Source organism: Ectothiorhodospira sp. 9100, from assembly GCF_022227565.1.
Taxonomy (GTDB): Bacteria; Pseudomonadota; Gammaproteobacteria; order Ectothiorhodospirales; family Ectothiorhodospiraceae; genus Ectothiorhodospira; species Ectothiorhodospira marina.
Window position 1 is genome coordinate 101,669 of sequence record NZ_JAJNAN010000002.1, and the last position, 18,894, is coordinate 120,562.

16 protein-coding genes are annotated in these 18,894 nt (G+C 66.7%); 7 read left to right on the forward strand and 9 right to left on the reverse strand.

Annotation, left to right across the window (positions count from 1 at the left end; translation table 11 throughout):
- Positions 1 to 226: 226 nt before the first annotated feature.
- From LPW29_RS01355 to LPW29_RS01365, 3 genes are read right to left on the reverse strand one after another with little or no spacing between them, the layout of a single operon-like run.
- Entirely contained in the window at positions 227 to 1,558 is a 1,332-nt protein-coding gene (locus LPW29_RS01355; RefSeq protein WP_238626502.1) for an MFS transporter, read from the reverse strand.
- Between the two features lie 29 nt (positions 1,559 to 1,587).
- The gene (gene metA, locus LPW29_RS01360) at positions 1,588 to 2,661 is read right to left on the reverse strand and encodes a homoserine O-succinyltransferase MetA (RefSeq protein ID WP_238626503.1); all 1,074 of its coding nucleotides are present in this window, start codon (positions 2,659 to 2,661) and stop codon (positions 1,588 to 1,590) included.
- A 22-nt stretch (positions 2,662 to 2,683) separates the two neighbouring features.
- A complete protein-coding gene (locus tag LPW29_RS01365) occupies positions 2,684 to 3,532 on the reverse strand; it encodes an ATPase (protein ID WP_090255175.1) in 849 nt (282 codons plus the stop codon).
- Positions 3,533 to 3,676: 144 nt separating this feature from the next.
- Here LPW29_RS01365 and uup point away from each other — a divergent pair, with 144 nt between their 5' ends.
- Positions 3,677 to 5,578 (forward strand): ATP-binding cassette ATPase Uup, encoded by a 1,902-nt coding sequence (uup, locus tag LPW29_RS01370; protein WP_238626504.1) that lies wholly within the window; start codon positions 3,677 to 3,679, stop codon positions 5,576 to 5,578.
- Positions 5,579 to 5,725: 147 nt separating this feature from the next.
- Here uup and LPW29_RS01375 read toward each other — a convergent pair whose 3' ends face one another.
- The gene (locus tag LPW29_RS01375) at positions 5,726 to 6,265 is read right to left on the reverse strand and encodes a SprT family zinc-dependent metalloprotease (protein ID WP_238626505.1); all 540 of its coding nucleotides are present in this window, start codon (positions 6,263 to 6,265) and stop codon (positions 5,726 to 5,728) included.
- A 371-nt stretch (positions 6,266 to 6,636) separates the two neighbouring features.
- Here LPW29_RS01375 and cspE point away from each other — a divergent pair, with 371 nt between their 5' ends.
- Positions 6,637 to 6,843 carry a transcription antiterminator/RNA stability regulator CspE gene (gene cspE, locus LPW29_RS01380; protein WP_025280460.1) on the forward strand — a complete coding sequence of 69 codons (207 nt, stop codon included), beginning with the start codon at positions 6,637 to 6,639 and terminating at the stop codon, positions 6,841 to 6,843.
- Between the two features lie 101 nt (positions 6,844 to 6,944).
- On the opposite strand, the gene LPW29_RS01385 is transcribed toward cspE, so the two are convergent.
- The gene (locus LPW29_RS01385) at positions 6,945 to 7,433 is read right to left on the reverse strand and encodes an FKBP-type peptidyl-prolyl cis-trans isomerase (protein ID WP_090255170.1); all 489 of its coding nucleotides are present in this window, start codon (positions 7,431 to 7,433) and stop codon (positions 6,945 to 6,947) included.
- A gap of 64 nt (positions 7,434 to 7,497) precedes the next feature.
- Entirely contained in the window at positions 7,498 to 8,667 is a 1,170-nt protein-coding gene (rnd, locus tag LPW29_RS01390) for a ribonuclease D (RefSeq protein ID WP_090255168.1), read from the reverse strand.
- A 182-nt stretch (positions 8,668 to 8,849) separates the two neighbouring features.
- On the opposite strand from rnd, the gene LPW29_RS01395 reads away from it, so the two are divergent.
- Positions 8,850 to 9,836 carry a ChaN family lipoprotein gene (locus LPW29_RS01395; protein ID WP_238626506.1) on the forward strand — a complete coding sequence of 329 codons (987 nt, stop codon included), beginning with the start codon at positions 8,850 to 8,852 and terminating at the stop codon, positions 9,834 to 9,836.
- A 38-nt stretch (positions 9,837 to 9,874) separates the two neighbouring features.
- Here LPW29_RS01395 and LPW29_RS01400 read toward each other — a convergent pair whose 3' ends face one another.
- Positions 9,875 to 11,470, reverse strand: coding sequence for a sulfatase (locus LPW29_RS01400; RefSeq protein ID WP_238626507.1), 1,596 nt, complete (start codon positions 11,468 to 11,470; stop codon positions 9,875 to 9,877).
- A 30-nt stretch (positions 11,471 to 11,500) separates the two neighbouring features.
- Between LPW29_RS01400 and LPW29_RS01405 the strand changes: the two genes are divergently transcribed.
- From LPW29_RS01405 to LPW29_RS01420, 4 genes are read left to right on the forward strand one after another with little or no spacing between them, the layout of a single operon-like run.
- The gene (locus tag LPW29_RS01405; protein ID WP_238626508.1) at positions 11,501 to 13,015 is read left to right on the forward strand and encodes a glucan biosynthesis protein; all 1,515 of its coding nucleotides are present in this window, start codon (positions 11,501 to 11,503) and stop codon (positions 13,013 to 13,015) included.
- A complete protein-coding gene (gene mdoH / locus LPW29_RS01410; RefSeq protein ID WP_238626509.1) occupies positions 13,008 to 14,861 on the forward strand; it encodes a glucans biosynthesis glucosyltransferase MdoH in 1,854 nt (617 codons plus the stop codon). Before LPW29_RS01405 ends, mdoH begins: the two co-directional genes overlap by 8 nt.
- On the forward strand, positions 14,845 to 15,639 hold the full coding sequence (locus tag LPW29_RS01415; RefSeq protein ID WP_238626510.1) for an FkbM family methyltransferase: 795 nt from the start codon (positions 14,845 to 14,847) through the stop codon (positions 15,637 to 15,639). Before mdoH ends, LPW29_RS01415 begins: the two co-directional genes overlap by 17 nt.
- Positions 15,640 to 15,673: 34 nt before the next feature.
- Positions 15,674 to 16,549, forward strand: coding sequence for a RibD family protein (locus tag LPW29_RS01420; protein ID WP_238626511.1), 876 nt, complete (start codon positions 15,674 to 15,676; stop codon positions 16,547 to 16,549).
- A 16-nt stretch (positions 16,550 to 16,565) separates the two neighbouring features.
- Here the strand turns inward: LPW29_RS01420 and LPW29_RS01425 are convergent, their stop codons facing one another.
- Both LPW29_RS01425 and LPW29_RS01430 read right to left on the reverse strand, forming a co-directional pair.
- Positions 16,566 to 18,491, reverse strand: a complete 1,926-nt coding sequence (locus LPW29_RS01425; protein ID WP_238626512.1) for a glycosyltransferase — start codon at positions 18,489 to 18,491, stop codon at positions 16,566 to 16,568.
- Positions 18,488 to 18,886 carry a 6-pyruvoyl trahydropterin synthase family protein gene (locus LPW29_RS01430; RefSeq protein WP_238626513.1) on the reverse strand — a complete coding sequence of 133 codons (399 nt, stop codon included), beginning with the start codon at positions 18,884 to 18,886 and terminating at the stop codon, positions 18,488 to 18,490. The genes LPW29_RS01425 and LPW29_RS01430 overlap by 4 nt, the downstream gene beginning before the upstream one ends.
- Between the last annotated feature and the right edge of the window lie 8 nt (positions 18,887 to 18,894).

The window sequence follows — 18,894 nt, forward strand, 5'->3', positions numbered from 1 at the left end:
GGCTTGGGCGCCCTGGGTTTCAGGGCCCGGGGGTGCGCCCTGCCGAGGGGGGTGATCCTGGAGGCGGGTGTTCACCGCATGGATGCGGTGGCCAAGCCTACAGGGATGTATTCACGGCGTCCCGCCGCAAGGATCACCCCCCTCGGCAGGGCTGGATGGTCATGAGGCTTCGCCTGTAAAAAAACTTCGCGGCCGAGGGCCGCTCCCACGGGAGGGGCAGCCGATCCTATTGCACCTCTTCGAGTCGCCAGGCGCTGGCGACGCCGGCCAGGGTGATCAGAGAGAGCACCAGGATGGCGGCGGCGGTGCCGGCCAGTTGGGCCACCATGCCGAACAGGCCGCCTACCAGGAGCAGGGCGCCGATCAGGGTATTGCTCACAGCGGTGTAGGCGGCGCGGGTCTCGGTGGTGGCCATGTCCACCAGGTAGGTCTTGCGGCCCAGGCGGATACCGGCGTGGGCAATGCCCATCAAGAACAGGTAGCCAGCGAAGGCCCAGGGGGTGGCGGCCCAGTCCACGCCTGCAGTCACCAGGGCGAAAACCAGGATCCCCAGAAGCCCGGCCATGGCTCCGGAGAGCATCAGCACCTGACGGCTGGAGCGATCCGAGAAGCGCCCCCAGAAGGGGGCGCTGAGGGCGCCGGCCAGGCCGGTGGCAATGATCAGGATGCCCAGGCCGGAGATATCACCGGACCCTTCCTGCTGGGCCAGCATCACGTAGAAGGGCAGGGCCAGGGCGGTGGTCATGAGCAGGGCCCGGGTGATCACGAAATGCCTGAAGGGGCGATCCGTGCGCATCAGGCTCAGGGAACGCAGGCCCTCGCTGACGGCGTTGCCACCGCCCTCGGTGGCACCGGGGGCCTCCTTGAGGGCGGCAAAGACCAGGGCAGCCAGCAACCACAACCCGCCGGCGATCATGAGCAGGGCCACGAAGAAGCCGATGCCCGCACCCTCGCTAGCCTGGAAGGTGAGCCACACCCCCACGGCCAGGGTGACGGCGCCGGCGGCTGCGGCGGCATAGCCCATGAGGGTGCCGCGGCGCTGTTTGGCGATGGTCTTGCCCAGTACGTCCTTGGAGGCCACAGAGTTGACCCCCCGGGACAGGGCGAACAGAGTCAGAAGACCGATGATGGCCCAGCCGGCGGCAGCCCCGGTGAGGGTGAGGGCCACCACCGCCATGAGCATGACCGCCACCGCCTGACCCACGCTGCCCCACACCCAGAACCATTTGCGCACCGCCGCGCGGCGGATGTGGGCAGCCACGAACAATTGTGGCAGCAGGGAACCGGATTCGCGGATGGGCACCAGGAAACCGGCCAGTGCCGCGGGGGCGCCCAGGGCAGCCATAAGCCAGGCCAGCACCAGCCGGGCACTGGCCAGTTCATCACCGATCTTGGAAGCGGTGTTGGAGACCAGGTGGACGAAGAAATTGGCCGGCTGTACCCGGCAGGCGGCATCGGGAATGTCCTTGCAGACGCGGGCGTCCTCGTCGCCCGTGAGGGTCTCGTAGAGTTCCACCACGGGGCGCGCGGGCTGCTGAAAGGGCGGTTGTGCTGGCATGAGCGGGGTCCTTCTTGATGCGCGCTGGTTCAGCCCCGAGTGCGATTCAGGGGGTTGCCTGGGTCCACTTCGTCGCGGAAGGGGCGTTTGCGATCAATGTGGGTGTATTGGTAGACGTTGCCGATCCAGTTGTTGATCACCGCCTCGGCGGTATCGTGCCAGGTGTTGTCCAGTTGCTCGGTGATGAGTTGCTCGGGAAAGGCCGGGGGTTCTTCATGGCGAGCCAGGGCCAGGTTCAGTTGTTCCCGATGCTCTTCGAGGATGGCCTGACTCTTGAGGCTGAAATAGTTCTGCACGATGGGTGGGTAATCGGGGCGTTCCCCCGCGGCGTAGCGCCTGACTTCCCGCTTGTACTCCTTGAGCAGACTGATGAGGTCGTATTCCGGGTGCCCCTGAAAGAAGACGATGCGGAACTCGTCCTCGCTCACTGCCAGGTGCACGCCGGCCTCCTCGCTTTCCGCCAGCACCTTGAGCCCGGCGGCCTCGAACTGCTCCCGGGACACATGGTTGAAGCGGGAATGGGGCACGTCGAAGCGGGTGTTCACGCCCGCCACAAGGGGGTGGGTACGATCCACCACCCGATGGGAATACACTCCCCAGCGCTTGAAGCCCAGGGGGCTGCGGGTCTGACCGTAGCGGAACTGCATCACCGCGTGGGTGGCCAGGCAGGAGCACAGGGTGGAGGTCACGTTCTCGTGGGCCCAGTCGATCACCTGGATCAGGGGTTCCCAGAAGGGCTCCAGCGAGAGATCCGGCTGGGTGACATTGGCACCGGTGATGATCAGGGCGTCCAGGCCCTGCTCCTGAATCCGTTCCCAGGGCTCATAGTGCCGCTCCACATGCTCGCGTCCCTTGGGTCCGCGTTCCAGGGCGTCCAGGGTGAAGGGATGCAGATAGAACTGGGCGATCTGGTTGCTTTCGCCCACCAGCCGGAAGAACTGGCGCTCGGTGGCTGCCAAGGCGGCGTCGGGCATCATGTTCAGCAGCCCGATATGCATGGCCCGGATGTCCTGACGCAGAGCGTAGGCACCGGCCAGCACCGTCTGGCCTTCCTGCTGGAGTCGGGCAAAGGTGGGCAGTTCAGAGTTGGCAACAAGCGGCATGGTGGTGATCCGGGTCCGGGGTTCAGTAGGCCTGTCTTTCCAGTGCCTGCTCGATCAATTCATTGAACTGGTCTTCGCTCTGTACCTGTGCCAGTTCATCCGTGGTGATGGTGTAGCCGTACTGCTCCGCGAGGGCCTCGTAGCGGGGTAGACGGTCACGGAACAGGCGCGGGAACATCCAGCGCACGAACTGATCCGGGTCGATCTGGGCCACGTAACGCAGATTGTTTTCCGCAAGATAAACATCCAGTTCCCGATCCAGGAAGTCCTCCCGGTAATACAGTGGCTTGGGGCTTTCCTCGGCTCGCTGGATCAGTTCCCGCTCATCCCGATCGGTGGCCTTGATGTAGATGATCAGGGAATGCTCTGCCAGCAATTCCATCACGCCGGGATCGTCCAGCTCGCACACGCTGCCGCCAGCGTCGTTAACCACATGGTCGAAACCATAGATCTCATGGGCCTTGCGGATGAAATCCGGCACATCCCGCATGGCGTTCACTTCGGCATCATGGTGCAGGCGCTGGCGGCGCTTGAACTCCTTCAGTGACAGCCCCCCCTTCTCCGGGTTGCCCAGCTTGCCCAGGAAGCTGGAAACCGGCTGAAGGTTGTCCACCGACAGGTTGTTGACGATGCTGATGGAGTCCGAGCGCAGCAGATCCCTCAAAAATTCGATGTGCATCACCTGACGCTTGATATTGTCCAGGATGGGCTCGTCCAGATAACGGCTGCCGATGCGGTAGTCGCCGGAGTAATGGAACCAGTGAGCGCGTCTCAGCAGGTGAGACAGACGCGTCTTGCCCACGCCGGACATCCCCAGCAGGGTGATGGATTTGTTGCGCCAGTGCCGGTACTCAGAGGCCAGGAGTTTCAAGGCATGCTCATCGGGTGATGGGTGGATAGCCTCCCATTTTACTGATGTTTGGGCCATGGGTGTCACCTGGCCGCTTGGGTGATCGTCTGAGACCCGCGCCTTCCGGGTACAATGCCGGTACACCCAAACCTTGCCGGAACCTTCATGCCTTTGCTGGTCATGCGCAACATCCAACTCAGTTATGGTCATCACCCATTGCTTGATGGGGTGGACCTGACCATCGAGCCCGGGGAGCGTTTGTGCCTGGTGGGCCGCAATGGAGCGGGCAAGTCCACGCTGATGCGCATGCTCAAGGGCGAGGTACAGGCCGACGATGGCGACATCGTGTGCAGTGATGGCCTCAAGGTGGCCATGCTGGAGCAGGCGGTGCCCCAGGGCGTTGAGGGCAGTGTCTACGATGTGGTGGCCGATGGCCTCGGAAGTCTGGGGCAGACGGTGCGCCGCTATCATGGCTTGATCCGCGCCATGGAAACCGGGGCCGATGAGGCTCAGCTCAAGGCCCTGGAACAGTGCCAGCACGAACTGGAAGCGGCCGATGGCTGGATGCTGGAACAACGGGTGGAGACGGTACTGTCGCGCCTGGGGCTGGAGGCGGACGCCCCGTTCCATGGTCTGTCGGGCGGCCTGAAACGGCGTGTGCTACTGGCCCGGGCCCTGGTCACCGGCCCCGATCTGCTGTTGCTGGATGAGCCCACCAACCACCTGGACGTGGCCGCCATCGAGTGGCTGGAAGAGTTTCTGCTGGGGTTTGAGGGCACGTTGCTGTTCATTACCCACGATCGGGCTTTCCTGCGGCGACTGGCCACCCGGATCATTGAACTGGATCGCGGTCGCCTCACCAGCTGGCCCGGTGACTACGATACCTACCTCACGCGCAAGGCCGAGGCCCTGGAGGCAGAAGAGCGGCAAAATGCCCTGTTCGACAAGAAGCTCGCTCAGGAAGAGACCTGGGTCCGTCAGGGCATCAAGGCCCGGCGCACCCGTAACGAGGGGCGGGTGCGGGCGCTCAAGGCCTTGCGGGCGGAGCGAAGCGAGCGGCGTGAACGCCAGGGTACAGCGCGCCTGCAAACCCGCTCGGCGGCACCTTCCGGACGCATTGTGGTGGAGGCCGAGAACGTCAATTTCAGTTTTGACGACAAGCCGGTGATCCAGGACTTTTCCTCTTTGATCATGCGTGGCGACAAGGTCGGCATCCTTGGCCCCAACGGCGCGGGCAAGACCACCCTGCTCAAGCTGCTGCTGGGGCAGTTGGAGCCTCAGTCCGGTCATATCCGCCTGGGTACCAATCTGGAGGTGGCCTATTTCGATCAGCACCGGGCCGCCCTGGACGAAGAGGCCAGCGTGATGGACAACGTGGGCGAGGGTCGCGACCGACTCACCCTGGGGGACGAAAGTCGTCATGTGCTGTCGTATCTGCAGGATTTTCTCTTCGAGCCCTCCCGCGCCCGTCAGCCGGTGAAGGCCCTCTCCGGTGGCGAGCGCAACCGCCTGCTGCTGGCCAAATTGTTCACGCGTCCCGCCAACGTGCTGGTGCTGGACGAACCCACCAACGACCTGGACGCGGACACCCTGGAAATGCTGGAGGCGCGGGTGGTGGAGTTCCCCGGTACCGTGCTGGTGGTGAGCCACGACCGTGACTTTCTGGATAATGTGGCCACCAGCGTCATCGCCTTCGAGGGAGAGGGTCATTTCCAGGAATACGTGGGGGGCTACTCCGATTGGTTGCGGCAGCGGCCCAGATCCCGGTCCGGGTCTTCTGGCGGCGCATCGGCCAAGGCTCAGCGTGCTGCGGAGTCCGCCAAGGCGAAGCCGGCAGCCAAGCCGGCCAAGCTCGGTTACAAGGACCAACGGGAGTTGGAGGCCTTGCCCAAGCGTATCGAGACCCTGGAGGCTGAATTGGCTGACATTCAGCAGACCATGGCAGATCCGGTTTTCTACCAGCAGTCCAAGGACGAGATCGCTGCGGTACAAACCCGGATGGAGTCCCTGGAAGCCGATCTGGCCCAGGCCTATGAGCGCTGGGAAGCCCTGGAATCGGGCAACTGAGGCGTTCTCATGGTTGAGGTGCGAGGGAACCTCGCGCGGTGGGAGCTGGCCTGCCAGCGAATATCGAAGGCACCCAGAGCCAGGTGCCGCCACCATTCGCGACCAGGGTCGCTCCCACGGGGGTATGCCCGGTTCGGGGGCAGGGGATCAGCCGGTGTCCGGCAACGGTTCTTCCGGGGCAAAGCGCAGGGTTTCGCCGCAGTTGCGGCAATAGTAGATGCGCTCCCCGGCCTGGGCCGTGCGATGCCGCCGGGTGCCCAGGGCGTACACATTGCAACTGCAGCGATAGGGAAACTTACGGGTACGACGGATGGGCACGCCGGAGAGATCCGATGAATGGGTCACCCGGGGTTCAAAGCCCAGTTTCAACATGACTTCCCGCCATTCCGGCCCATGGGGCCGTCGTCGCTCCGTGCCCAGGCCAAAGCGTCGGTAGATGATGCTGTGGGCCACCTCGTGGGCCACGGTATCGGGGAAGTGGTTGTCCCAGTCCTGTGCGAAGATGTGCGGGTTGAAGCGTAACGATTCCTCACCGTGGACCACGCGCCATTGACCCGCGGCGCGGCCACGCAGGTTCAGTTTCACGGGCGGAGGCGGGGTGGTGATGTCGTACCATTGAGCGGCGCGGGTGAACAGGCGATGGGCCGTCTCCAGGATGGCCTGCTGGCGGGGATCATCAAGGGGCATTGCAGGTCGTCGGGGTCCAGGGAGCACGAGGTGAAACGAGGAGGCAAGGATAGCCCGTTTGCAGGCCTGGCACCAATCCGGGGGGGGCGTTCTACTTTATGAGCAGTTCGGCTGAGGATTCGGGCCTCAACCGTAAATATTATGGTGCAATTTGAGGCTCGGCCAATACCCTGATCCTGAAGGGGAAAATCCCCCGGGCACTCGCTTCGGCCGCCTTGAATACAGTGCTTGGGGTTATACCGGTATGGCGTGCGGGGCGGGAAGCGGATAGACTGGGCTCATGTAGCGGTTTGAGTTGTCCGTTCGACGTCGGCACCGGCCCGCTGCATGGAGCTGTACTCACCTGAAAGAAAAGATTGAGGTTAGGATCAATGTCTACCGGTACTGTGAAGTGGTTTAATGAAACGAAGGGCTTTGGGTTTATCGCCCCCGCAGATGGCGGTGCCGACGTGTTCGTGCATTACTCAGCGATCTCCGCTGATGGCTTCAAGACCTTGGCTGAAGGCCAGAAGGTCAACTACCAGGTTCAGCAAGGCCCCAAGGGTCTGCAGGCCGTTAACGTGACCGTTGAAGGCTAAATAAGCCGGAATTCGATCATGAAAAACCCCGCCGGTGAGTGATCGCCGGCGGGGTTTTTTTTGGCCTTATGAATCTCAGGCCTCTTCAAGCGGCTTGACGATCAGTGATCGTTGGCCCCTTCATCGGTGTGCGCATGACCGTGTTCCACCTCTTCGGCAGAGGCTTCGCGCACTTCACGCACCGTGACATCAAAATTCAAGGTGGTGCCGGCCAGCGGATGGTTGGCATCAATGGTGACATCATCGCCATCGATGGCCACCACCGTGACCACCTGAACCCCGCCGTTCTGGCTGCCGGCGTGAAACTGCATGCCCACTTCCAGTTCATCAACGCCCTGAAACTGACTGCGGCTCAGGGTCTGGATCATTTGTTCGTCCCGCTCTCCGTAGGCCTGTGCCGGCTCTACGCGAACACTGAGTTCGTCACCCTGCTGCTTGCCCTCAAGGGCTGTTTCCAGCCCAGGAATGATATTGCCCGCCCCGTGAAGGTAGGCCAGGGGCCCACGCTCGGAGGAGTGATCGATCACCCGGCCTTCGTCGTCGGTAAGCTTGTAATCGATGCTTACCACCTTGTTGCTGCCGATCTGCATGCGGCCGTTCCTCCAACTTCTTTCATGAATGAGTGTGCAGTCTAACGCGCATGCGGGGGCGACTTCATCTTTCCAGGTTCCCAGCGCGGTCTAACTGCAATGCGTTGCCCTGCACCGATACCTCCAGTTCACCCCGCAGCCAGGCTGCCAGTTCCCGTCCGGCCAGCCGGGCACGCCAGCCCTGCAGGAGCGAGCACTCCGGATCACCCGACACCAGGGCCTCCAGATCACGACGGGTGGCCATGGCGGCCGGGCTGATGTCGTTTTTCAGCGCCAGATGGCGCAGCAGGCCCATGGCCACATCCACCAGGGCTTCCTGATGAGGTTCCAGGCGTATCCGCGGGGGCAGGGTGGGGCAGTCGGCCGAGGGGCATTGGGTCCCCTCGCGAATCAGTTCCAGCAGGGTGTCGCCGTGGCGGCGCGCGGTCTGTTCCGCCAGGCCCCTCACCCGTTCCAGGGTCTTGAGGTCGCGGGGCTTGCGGCGGGCCAGATCCAGGATCACCTCGTCCTGCAGCAGCCAGCGGCGCGGACGATCCAGGTGCATGGCTTCCTGTTCACGCCAGCGGGCCAGGTTGCGGGCCACGGCCAGGGCCTGTTCGCCGCGCAGGGTGTTGATGCCCTTCAGGCGCCGCCAGATGGTCTCCGGGTCGGGCTGGTAGGTGCGCGGATCCTGCATGCGCTGAAAATCGTCCTCCAGCCAGGCCAGACGCCCGTTGTCCTCCAGGGCCTGGCGCATCACCGGGTAGGCCTGGGCCAGGTAATGCACGTCATCGGCGGCATAACTGAGCTGTACCGGCTCCAGTGGGCGCTGGGCCCAGTCGGTGCGCGACTGCCCCTTTTCCAGTTCCACGCCCAGTACCAGCTGGATCAGTTTGCCATAGCCGACCTGATCCCCATGGCCCAACAGGGAGGCAGCCACCTGGGTGTCGAAGATGGGGCCGGGCACGCGGCCTTGTTGATGAAAAAAGATCTCCAGATCCTGGCTCGCCGCGTGCAACACCTTGGTAATGTTCGGGTCGAACAGCAGGTGGATGAGCGGTGAGAGATCCTCCAGATTGAGTGGATCGATGCAGGCGACTTCCTCGGGGGTGGCCACCTGAATCAGACAGAGCTGCGGGTAATAGGTCTTCTCGCGGATGAATTCCGTGTCCAGGGCAAACCATTCCACGCCCTGGAGCCGATCACAAAAGGCCGTGAGCGCCTCGGGCTGGTCGATGAAAGGGACCGTTTCCATGTTCAACGCCCCCTGCCGCGTGGATATGTGGCGGTGGTGACACGGTCACTGAAGGCGAGGAATGCGGGGTCCATCAGGGGCTCCAGGGTGTTTTTTACTTTAAAGGTTTTGGGCAATACTGGCCGGGACCAGTATAAACCTCCACCCGGGGTCACCGACCAATCCAGTGCAGGAAAGCCACCATGCGATTTCGTTTGCCTCATCTGCTGTCTGCCATGGGCCTGAGCGCCCTCCTGTGTCTCCCGGCGCAGGCCCTGAGCGAAGGCCGTGAATGGCGGGCACCGCACTTGCAGGATCACCCCCTGGTGGGACAGATCTGGGTTCCCAGCGAGCAACGATCCCTGTCCCGGAAGGCGCTGGAAGCAAGGCTTCTGGAGGCGCGTATCCTGTTGCTGGGAGAGGTGCACGGCAATCCGGATCATCATGCCTTGCAACTGGAGTTGATCCAGGCCCTGGCGGCAGCAGACAAGGCACCCGCGTTGGCCATGGAGATCTTTGATCTTGAGGACCAGTCAAGGCTGGATACCCTGCGCGACCAGGGTGAGGGAGACGCCGATGTGCTTGCCCATGCCGCCGGTGTGGAGGCCCGCCACTGGCCCTGGGATGAATATCGTCCGCTGGTGCAGTGGGCGCTGGATCAGGACCAGCCGTTGCTGGCGGCCAACCTCTCCGGCGAGCGGGCGATGCAGGTGGGCCGGGAGGGCCTGAGCAACCATATGGACGAGGTCGAACGCCGACGCCTGGGCCTGGATGAGCCTCTGCCGGGACCGGTGGGACGCCGATTGATCGAGCATATCGTCGATGCCCACTGCGGTTATCTTCCGGCGGCGCGCACCGGCGGCATGGTGGATGCCCAGCGGGCCCGGGATGCCCACATGGCCGATCGCCTGCTGCAGGCCGAAGGCCGCCCGGTGGTGCTCATCGCCGGCAGCGGCCATGTGCGCCGTGACTATGGGGTGCCCCGGTATCTGGAAGCCCGGGGGGCTCAGGGCCCGGTGTTGAGCCTGGCCTTCGTGGCGGTGCGCGAGGGGGACGACTCACTGGAGGATTACGCGATGGCCATGGACGGCGTGTATGACGTGATCCTGTTTACACCGCGCCATCGTATGACCGATCCCTGCGATGATTTCCGGGAGCAGCTGGAGGGGATGCGCGAAAACGCCTCATAACTCGCGTGGACGCCGTCATGAGCCGGTGGCGTCCGGGCTCACCCAGGACCAAAGTCCGCATGCAGCCAGTGGCGGAAGGCATCCATCCCCGCCGGCTGCCCAGGCCTTGGGGGGACCAGGCCGGGCACAAAACCCCGCTCACGAAAGGGTGCCAGCAGCTGGGGATCCCGGCTGATCAGATGCATGGGCACCGCCGGTGAGGGGGCCTCGCCGATGATCAACGGGGCCGCCTGATGGTCCCCCAGCAGGATCAGCAGCGCATCGCCCTCAAGGAACCGCAGGGCCCAATCCAGGGAGACATGCAGCGAATAGTCCACCGAGCGGGCAAAGTGATCGCGCACCCGCTCCATGTCCTGCCAGAGCGTCTCGGGGCTGGGCTCGGTGTCCCCCCAGGGTGCGAAGATCTGCCCATCCGCCACCTGTTCCCAGTCGTCGATCAGAGGCAGAATGGGTGTCCAGGGGGCGTGGCTGCTCACCAGGGCCACCTTGGCGAATAGCGGGGCGTCCACACTCGCCCGCAGGGCATTGAAGCGATGCAGGGTGAACTGGTCGGGCATGGTCACCCAGTTCAGCGGCGGACCGGCATAGTCCAGGTCGGCAGCGGCGAAGATGTGATCGAAGCCATAGGCGCGACCCTCCGGCCATGGCATGGTGATGGCTGGCATCACCGTCAGGGTCTCGTGACCGGTGGCCTGGAAATCATCCACCAGCGTTGGCTGCCCCAGTTCCAGCAGGAGGCGATACCACAATGGGTTGTCGATCCACACCCCGCTCAGCAGCGAGGCATGCGCCAGCCACGACTGCCCGCCCAGGATGGGCGCATTCAGGCGGCCGGTGACCGCATGCAGTCCCGCCGCCTCCAGACGAGGGGCCATGGCCTCAAGCCGCGGCAGTACAACGCCGGAGAACCGCGGATCGTCCGTCACCGAAGCCCCGTAGGACTCCACGAAGACCAGATAGACATCCCGCCCGGCCAGACCGGGCAGGGGCTGCACTGGTCGCTCCCTGTCGGCCACGGTGCTTTCGAACTGGCGGCGGGCCTGATGGGTCTCGCGGATCTGTCGGGACTGGAACGCCAGGGTATCCACCACCGGGGTTCGGGCCACCGGCACGACACGCTCACCGGCCACCTCCAGCACCGTGAGCACGGCGGCCAGCGCGCCGATACCCAGGGCGAGCCCGGCCACGCCACCGCTCAGCGGTATGGGCCGCAGCCCCCGGAAGACCGCGATCAGGACCCCCAGGAGCAATACGGCCCCCAGGGCGAGGATGGCCACTGCCACGGTCTGGCCCAGGGTGCCCACCAGCAGGTGGTGGACCGAGGCCAGTGCCGGCAGGTCGAAGTACAGGTTGAGCGATCGGCCGAGGAAGTGCTGCGTGGCGGCATCCCCCAAACCCGCCGCCACCGCCAGTATCAGCACGACGGCCACGGTGGCGCGGACGGCATGGGTCGTCCAGTGGGCAGCCAACCAGGCGAACAGCACCGGCAGCCACCAGGCCTCCAGGGCGATCCAGTGTGCCCCGGGTTCACCAAAGCGCAGCCACAGGGGCAGCACCAGCACCAGATTCAGCAGACCTGCAGCCAGCAGCAGCGGCCAGTCGGCGAGGGGGCCTGGGCGGGGGGTGACGGGCATCGGTATGGGGCCGCCATGAGGGGTCGTGGGTTGGCCCTCATTATGCTGATGCTTTGCCTGGCCTGGCCAGCCGCCCAGGCCGATGTGCTGGAGACCCTGGGCGAGAGGGCCCAGCGGCTTGCCGAATCACCGTGGCAGGCACCCGCCACCCTGGAGGCCCCGGCCCTGGCGGCGCTGGACTATGACGCCCATCGGCAGATCCGCTTCCGTCCCGAGCGTGCCCTGTGGCGGGGGGGATCGGACTTCCAGGTGCAGTTCCTGCACGCCGGCTTTCTCTTTGGACAGCCCATTCAGGTCTTCGAGTGGGTGGATGGGCGCCGCTGGCCCATCGCCTTCGACCCGGGTCTGTTCCGCTATGACGACGACGCGGCGCGACTCAGCCCCGAGCAGCGGGCAGCGGGTGGATTCTCCGGGCTGCGTCTGCACTATCCCCTGAACCGGGCCGACGATGGTGACGAGTTCCTGGTGTTCCAGGGGGCCTCCTACTTTCGCCTGGTGGGACGGGGTCAGCGCTACGGCCTGTCGGCCCGCGGGCTGGCGGTGGATACCACACGCCTGGGTTCGGAGGAGTTTCCGGCGTTCACGGAATTCCACCTGCAAAGGCCCGCGCCCGAGGACCGGCACGTGAACCTGTACGCCCTGCTGGAAGGCCCGTCGGTGACCGGGGCCTACGCCTTTAGGGTGCAGACCGCCGAGCCGATCACGGTGGACGTGGAGGCCCGCCTGTTCGCCCGTCGCGACCTCACGGGGCTGGGCATTGCCCCGCTCACCAGCATGTACACCCACGGGGACCTTGCCGAACCCATCGAGGCGGATTTCCGCCCCCGGGTGCATGATTCGGAGGGGCTGCTGGTGCGCACCCGGGCCGAGGAATGGATCTGGCGCCCGTTGACCCGCCCCGAGGCACCCCGGGTCTCCGCCTTTCTGGATGCTGCCCCTTCCGCATTCGGCCTGATGCAGCGCACCCGGGGATTTGCCGATTATCTGGACCAGGAGGCCCGTTACGACCTGCGACCCGGCCTCTGGGTGGAACCCGGACAAGGGGACTGGGGTGCCGGTCGGGTGGTGCTGCTGGAACTGCCCACCCCCGACGAGACCCATGACAACATCGTCGCCTTCTGGGCGCCGGACTCGCCCATGGCCGCCGGCGAGTCACGTCGCTTCAGCTATCGGCTTACCCCCCGCTGGGAGCCACCGCCGGGGCATGACCTGGCCCGTGTGGTGCGCACCCGCAGCGGCCCCTCCAAAGTGCCGGGCCAGAGCGACCCGGCACCCCCCGACCAGCGCCGTTTCGTGGTGGATTTCAAGGGGGGGCCGCTGGATCGGCTGGAGGGATCCCTACCGGTGCGGGCCCACCTGGAACTGCACCAGGGCCAATGGGTGGAGCCGCCCCAGGTCCGACCCTTGCCCGAAGGCGGCTGGCGGGCCACCTTCGTGGTGGCGGCCAGGGCCGAAGCCCCCGCCGACATGCGTCTGCAACTGCGACTGCACGACCAGGTGCTCACCGAGACCTGGCAGCACCTCTGGGAAGGCCCCGATGCCTGACGCGCCAACCCTGCGCCGTCGTCGTCGCCTGTTTGGTCTGCTGGTGCTGGGCACCGGGGGACTGGGCACCCGTGCGATGCACGACGTGCTGGTGTCCACCGGGGTGGGTGGGTTGCAGGTGCCTCTGCTGGTGCTGTTCGCCCTTCTGTTCACCTGGATCGCCCTGGCCTTCTGGAATGCGCTCGTCGGGGCCGTGTTGCTGTGGCTGGGCCGCGATCCCCTCACCCTTGAGCCGCTGCCGCCCCCGCCGGTGCTGAGCACGCCCCACCACACCGCCCTGGTGATGCCCATCCGTCACGAGGAGGCCGGTTTCGTGGGCGCCGGGTTGGCCGCCACGCTGGAGGATCTGGTGCGCAGCGGCGACCCCGAGGGCTTCGAGGCCTTCGTGCTCAGCGATTCTCTGGATCCCCGCGTGCTCGGCGAAGAGGCGGACATGGTGGTGGCCCTGCAGCAGCGGTTCGAGGGCAGCATACCCGTGCATTACCGTTGCGGGCGGGAGCCAGGGGGGCGCAAGGCGGGCAATATCGCCGAGTTTTGCCGCCGCTGGGGTGGGCGCTACGAGGCCCTGGTGGTGCTGGATGCGGACAGCCGCATGAGCGGCCACACCCTGCGCCGCCTGGTGGCGGGCCTCCAGGCCGAGCCTGAGACCGGCCTCATCCAGACCGTGCCCCAGCCGATGGGCGCCCAGACCTTGGTGGCCCGGCTACAGGCCTTCGCGGCCGTGGTGCACGGGCCGCTGCTGGCCACGGGTCAGGCCTTCTGGCAGGGGGATACCGCCAATTACTGGGGCCATAACGCCATCCTGCGTACCCGGGCCTTCATGGCTTGCTGCGGTCTGCCCCGTCTGCCCGGTGCCGCGCCCTGGGGTGGCGACATCCTCAGTCATGATTTCGTCGAGGCGGCCTTGTTGCGTCGGGGCGGCTGGCGGGTGCGCCTGGACACCACGGCCGGGGGCAGCTTTGAACAGGTACCGGCCAACCTGGCGGATTACCTGCGCCGGGAACGACGCTGGGCCCAGGGCAACCTGCAGCACCTGCGTCTGCTCACCACGCCCGGGCTCCACCCCCTCAGTCGGCTGCATTTCCTGCTGGGTGCCTTTGGATTTGCCTATGCGCCCCTGTGGGCGGCGATGCTGATCCTGGGGTTCTTCAGCCTGACCGGGGCCGCGGGGATGGGGTCAACCGGCCACACCCCCGGCGCGGTCCCGGAGACGGCCCTGTGGTTGCTGGCGGCCACCCTGGCCCTGTTGCTTGGGCCCAAGCTCATCGGACTGGTGCCGACCCGTGCCCGGTATCGGGCCTTCGGTGGCGGCGGGCGTTGCCTGGGGAGCGGTGTCCTGGAGATCATCCTGGCCTTGCTGCTGGCGCCGGTGCTGATGGTCTTTCACACCGTGTTCATCCTGCAGATCCTCGCGGGAAGCCCCGTGTCCTGGGAGGCCCCCTGCCGTGCCGACCGCCCCCTGGACTGGCATCGCTGCCTGCGCCTGGGTCTGCCCACGGCGCTGCTGGGCCTGGGCTGGCTGGTCCTGTGCCTGCTCACCCTCCCCGCGCTGGCCCTGTGGACCGGGCCGGTGTGGCTTGGCCTGATGCTGGCCCCGATCCTGTTCCGGCTCAGCGGCCAATGTGGGCCGCCCGGGCTGTTGCTCACACCGCCGGAAGATGCGGTGACCCGGCCCGGCTGCGGCGAGGGCGGAAACGGCCCCCCGCTGCCGGATCCCCTACGCCCGCCGCCGCCTGAATCCCCGGGGCCGATGCCGGTTCAGGCCCTCATTGCCACGCCCGGGCGCCTGCGTCGATGGGCGGGCACCCGCGTGCCCGGAATGCGCTCCCATGACGATGCGGGTTAGGCGGTGGCTCGAGCAGGGCGCCGCGGGCCTGGGGCTGGCCCGGTCGCTGGCGATCTACTGGCGACCCGGGCGGCAGCGGGGCCTGTGGCGGCTGTATGGGCCGTTCATCTGCCCCGGGGATCTGGTCTTCGATGTGGGGGCCCATGTGGGCGATCGCAGCCTGGCCTTTGCAAGCCTGGGGGCCCGGGTGGTGGCGGTGGAACCGCAACCCCTGCCCCTGGCCTGGTTGCGGTGGCTCACCCGGAATCGGCAGGCCATCCAACTAGAGGCGGTGGCCCTGGATGCCCGTCCCGGGTCGGCCCGGCTGGCCATCAGCCGCCTGCATCCCACGGTGTCGACCCTGGCGGAGGCGTGGCGCCAGGCACTCCCGGAGCGACATCCGGGGTTTCGACGGGTACGCTGGGAGGAGGGAATCACGGTGCCGGTCACCACGCTGGATGCGCTGATTGCCCATCATGGTGTACCAGCCTTCTGCAAGATCGACGTGGAAGGGCACGAGGCGCGGGTCCTGGCCGGTCTGTCACAGCCGCTGCCCGCCCTGTCCGTGGAGTTCATCCAGGGGGCCCTGGCGCAGGCAGCGGCGTGCATCGACCGTCTGGAGAGCCTGGCTCGCTATGAATACAACGTGGTGGCCGGCGAGCAGCGGTGCTTTCTCTGGCCTCAGTGGCGGCCGGCGACAGCACTGCATCACTGGCTGGAAGCCGGCGCCGCCGGCATCGCCTCAGGAGACGTTTATGCACGCAGGACACACCCAGTGGCAGGGCCTGGCCCCACCTGAGCAGGCGTCGTTGATCCGACCGGAGGTCTGACCCATGGAAGAAAATGCAGGGGAGTTGAACAACCTGGAGACGGCCTGGTCCCTGATCCGGCAGGTGCGTGATCACGACTGGAGAAGACAGTCCCGGGGCTGCTGGGTCTATCCAGGCGGTGAGCTGGAGGTGACGCGGGGTGGCGGCTGGCATGCCCACGGCCCCATGGAGCGGGAGGCGGGACGGCTGCTGGACTGCCTGCTGCCCTTGGTGGTCGACGACCGGCCATGGGTCATCGGCCAGTTGGGTCAGAGTCTGGATGGACGCATCGCCACCCACACCGGGGCCTCCTACTACATCAGTGGCCTGGAGGCGCGGGTACACCTGCATCGCCTGCGGGCCCTGGCGGATGCCGTGCTCATCGGCGCCGGCACCGCTGCCACCGACCGACCGCAACTCACCGTGCGCCATGCCCCTGGGAACAGCCCCGCCCGGGTGGTCCTAGACCCCCGGGGGCGTGTGCCCCATGAGGGGCCACTCTTTGAGACTGCCCCGGCCGGCTCGGCCACACCGCCCACCCTGCTGCTGGTGGGTCGGGGCGTCAGCCCGGCGGGCGCGCTGCCCGCACATGTTCAGACCCTGCCGCTGGATACGGACGATGACACCGGCCGTATCCGTCCCCAGCAGGTGGTCTCACGGCTGGCCGAGGCGGGCTACCGCCGGGTGCTGGTGGAAGGGGGCGGGGTCACCGTGTCGCGGTTTCTCGAGGCGGGCTTACTGGACCGTCTGCACCTGCTGGTGGCGCCGATGGTGATCGGTTCCGGGCGGCCGGGGTTGTCCCTGCCCCCCATCGACACCCTGGATCAGGCCCTGCGGCCCCGGGTGCGCCGCTTCACCTGCGGTGAGGACACCCTGTTCGACGTGGATCTCAGGGCCTGACCCGATTCAACCAGGCTCAAACCCTGGGTCGGGCAAAGGCATCCTGGTGGCCCACCCACAGCCCCAGGCGATGATCCAGCAGCGCCGCGCGTCGGGCCCGGTGCCAGGCAAGGATGCGATCCGCCTCCCCGGGGGCCTGCTCCAGCAGTGCATCCCGCCATCCATCCAGTGTTTCCACCCCCAGGGTGCGGGCCTGCTCGTTGCCCGCCTGCAGACACCAGGGGCTGGGGCGTTGGTGCACCTGGTAGCCATGGGAGTGAAGGATGCGCACGAGACAGGCCGGGGCCGCGGGCCCCAGGGCCGCCCCCAGGCCCTTGTCCCGACGCTGATGCCTGTGGAACAGGTCCGCCGCCCAGGCATCCTCAGGGTCGGCCCGCCGCCGGCCCCCGGCCTCCAGAAAGCCGCGCTGGCCGTCCACCGATAGGGTCAGCAGCAAGGCGGCCCTCTGTCGTGCGCAGGCCTCCACCAGCTGCTTCAGCCAATCCGCCGACACCAGGTCCAGCAGGGCCGAGGCGGTGACCAGGTGCACGCCCGCCAGATCCGCCGCCGTCAGGTCGGCCAGGTCCACCTCCCGCGTCTCCCGTGCCACGTGTACCCCGTCGGCATCCTGGGGGATGGGGGCCGCCATGGCCGCATCCAGCAGGGCCGGATCCCGGTCCCAGAGCGTCCAGTGCTGCGGCCCAGGCAGTGAGGGCGCCAGATGGCGCAGGTTGTTACCGGAGCCGGCCCCCATGTCCAGGATGCGATAGGGGGCGGTGTCGCGCCGCCGCAGCCAGGCCCCGGCAGCCTGGGCCAGGCGCGGGTGTCGGGCCCGGGCGTCGGCCCCGGCGCGCAGGTCCAGCCAGTTCCGGGCAAACCCCTCGTCCCGGGCCTTGGGCGCCGTGTCCAGGGCCTGGGCGACCCGTCGGGCCGTCTCCGACCAGTCCGGCAGATGTCCCCGGGCCGCCCGCGCCCCCTGGATCAGGGCGGCGCGCAGGGCGGGTTGTGTCAGCCAGCGTCGCAGGGCGTCGGCCAGGGCCTGGGGGTCCTCGGGCGGCACCGACAGGCCGGCGCCGGCGGGAAGGGTGTCGCGCAGGGCCCCGCCGGTGGTGGTGATCACCGGCAGCCCCCGGGCCAGGGCCTCCGTCACCACCATGCCAAAGCCCTCGTAGCGGGAGGGCAGGACGAACACCGAGGCCTTATCCAAGGCCGCCGCGACCCGATCCGCAGGCAGCTCGCCATGGAGGGTGACCCGTGCGTTCAGGCCCAGGACCCGGCACTGCTGTTGCAGCGTCGCGGCCCACTGGGGATCCCGATCCGTACAACCCACCCAGTCGCAGTGCCAGGACAGATCCAACAGGTGGGCCAGGGCCTCCAGCAGCACATCATGACCCTTGCGGGGGGCCAGGTGAGCCACGCAGAGCAGGCGCGGGATGGCCTTCTCCCCATGGCCCGGTTCACCCCGGGCCATGGCGCACAACGGCGCGGGCGACACCCCCGGCGGGGCCACATGGATCGCCGCCGGGGCCAGACCCAATGCCTGCAGGCGCCGGGCGGTGAAGTCGCTGGTGACAACGATCCGGGCCACCCGCTGCAGGGCGCGGGTCTCCAGGTGTAGCAGCCGGTCACGCCGTGCAGGGTCCAGGCCGCTTTCATCCCCCAGGGGATGATGCACCAGGGCGGTCAGGTCCAGGCGGTCGGCGTGGGCCTCGATCACCTCGGGCAAGGCCCCCATGGCCAGACCGTCCAGCAGGACGCGCGACCCCGACGCCAGCGCCGACAGGGCCTCATCCAGGGCCCGGTGGGCCGTCTCATCCGGGCCGGGGAAGGCCCCTTTGAGCCCGCCCAGGGTGACCGTCCAGCCCGCCGCCTCCAGTTCTCGGGCCAGGTGCCGGTCGTAGAGATAGCCGCCGGTGGTCTGTTGCGGATCGCCCGGCACCAGCAAGGTGAGCCGCTGATTCAAAGCGGGCCCTCAAAGCCGGCGTGGGCCACATGCGATTCATGCAGGGTCACCGCCAGGGCGGACAGGCCCCGGGCCGATGCCCCCAGGCGCCCCTCACGGATGGCCTCGGCGAGGCGATCGAAGATCACCCGGGCCATGAACTCGGTGGTGGTGTTCTGCCCCTGGAAGGCCTCCACCTCATCCAGGTTGCGATAGTTGAACTCGCCCAGGATCTCGTTCAGCACCTCGGTCGCTCGCCCGATGTCCACCACCAGATTTTCCTCATCCAGCGCCTCGCGCTTGAAACAGGCATCCACCACATAGGTGGCGCCGTGCAGACGCTGGGCCGGGCCGAAGGTTTCGCCGCTGAAGCTGTGGGCGATCATCATGTGATCTCTTACGGTCACCGTGTACATGGCGTTTC

Excerpts from the sequence above, each read along its gene's own strand:
- LPW29_RS01355 (WP_238626502.1), bottom strand. The coding sequence starts at position 1,558 with ATGCCAGCACAACCGCCCTTTCAGCAGCCCGCGCGCCCCGTGGTGGAA.
- metA (WP_238626503.1), bottom strand. The coding sequence starts at position 2,661 with ATGCCGCTTGTTGCCAACTCTGAACTGCCCACCTTTGCCCGACTCCAG.
- uup (WP_238626504.1), top strand. The coding sequence starts at position 3,677 with ATGCCTTTGCTGGTCATGCGCAACATCCAACTCAGTTATGGTCATCAC.
- LPW29_RS01375 (WP_238626505.1), bottom strand. The coding sequence starts at position 6,265 with ATGCCCCTTGATGATCCCCGCCAGCAGGCCATCCTGGAGACGGCCCAT.
- cspE (WP_025280460.1), top strand. The coding sequence starts at position 6,637 with ATGTCTACCGGTACTGTGAAGTGGTTTAATGAAACGAAGGGCTTTGGG.
- LPW29_RS01385 (WP_090255170.1), bottom strand. The coding sequence starts at position 7,433 with ATGCAGATCGGCAGCAACAAGGTGGTAAGCATCGATTACAAGCTTACC.
- rnd (WP_090255168.1), bottom strand. The coding sequence starts at position 8,667 with ATGGAAACGGTCCCTTTCATCGACCAGCCCGAGGCGCTCACGGCCTTT.
- LPW29_RS01395 (WP_238626506.1), top strand. The coding sequence starts at position 8,850 with ATGCGATTTCGTTTGCCTCATCTGCTGTCTGCCATGGGCCTGAGCGCC.
- LPW29_RS01400 (WP_238626507.1), bottom strand. The coding sequence starts at position 11,470 with ATGCCCGTCACCCCCCGCCCAGGCCCCCTCGCCGACTGGCCGCTGCTG.
- mdoH (WP_238626509.1), top strand. The coding sequence starts at position 13,008 with ATGCCTGACGCGCCAACCCTGCGCCGTCGTCGTCGCCTGTTTGGTCTG.
- LPW29_RS01415 (WP_238626510.1), top strand. The coding sequence starts at position 14,845 with ATGACGATGCGGGTTAGGCGGTGGCTCGAGCAGGGCGCCGCGGGCCTG.
- LPW29_RS01420 (WP_238626511.1), top strand. The coding sequence starts at position 15,674 with ATGGAAGAAAATGCAGGGGAGTTGAACAACCTGGAGACGGCCTGGTCC.
- LPW29_RS01430 (WP_238626513.1), bottom strand. The coding sequence starts at position 18,886 with ATGTACACGGTGACCGTAAGAGATCACATGATGATCGCCCACAGCTTC.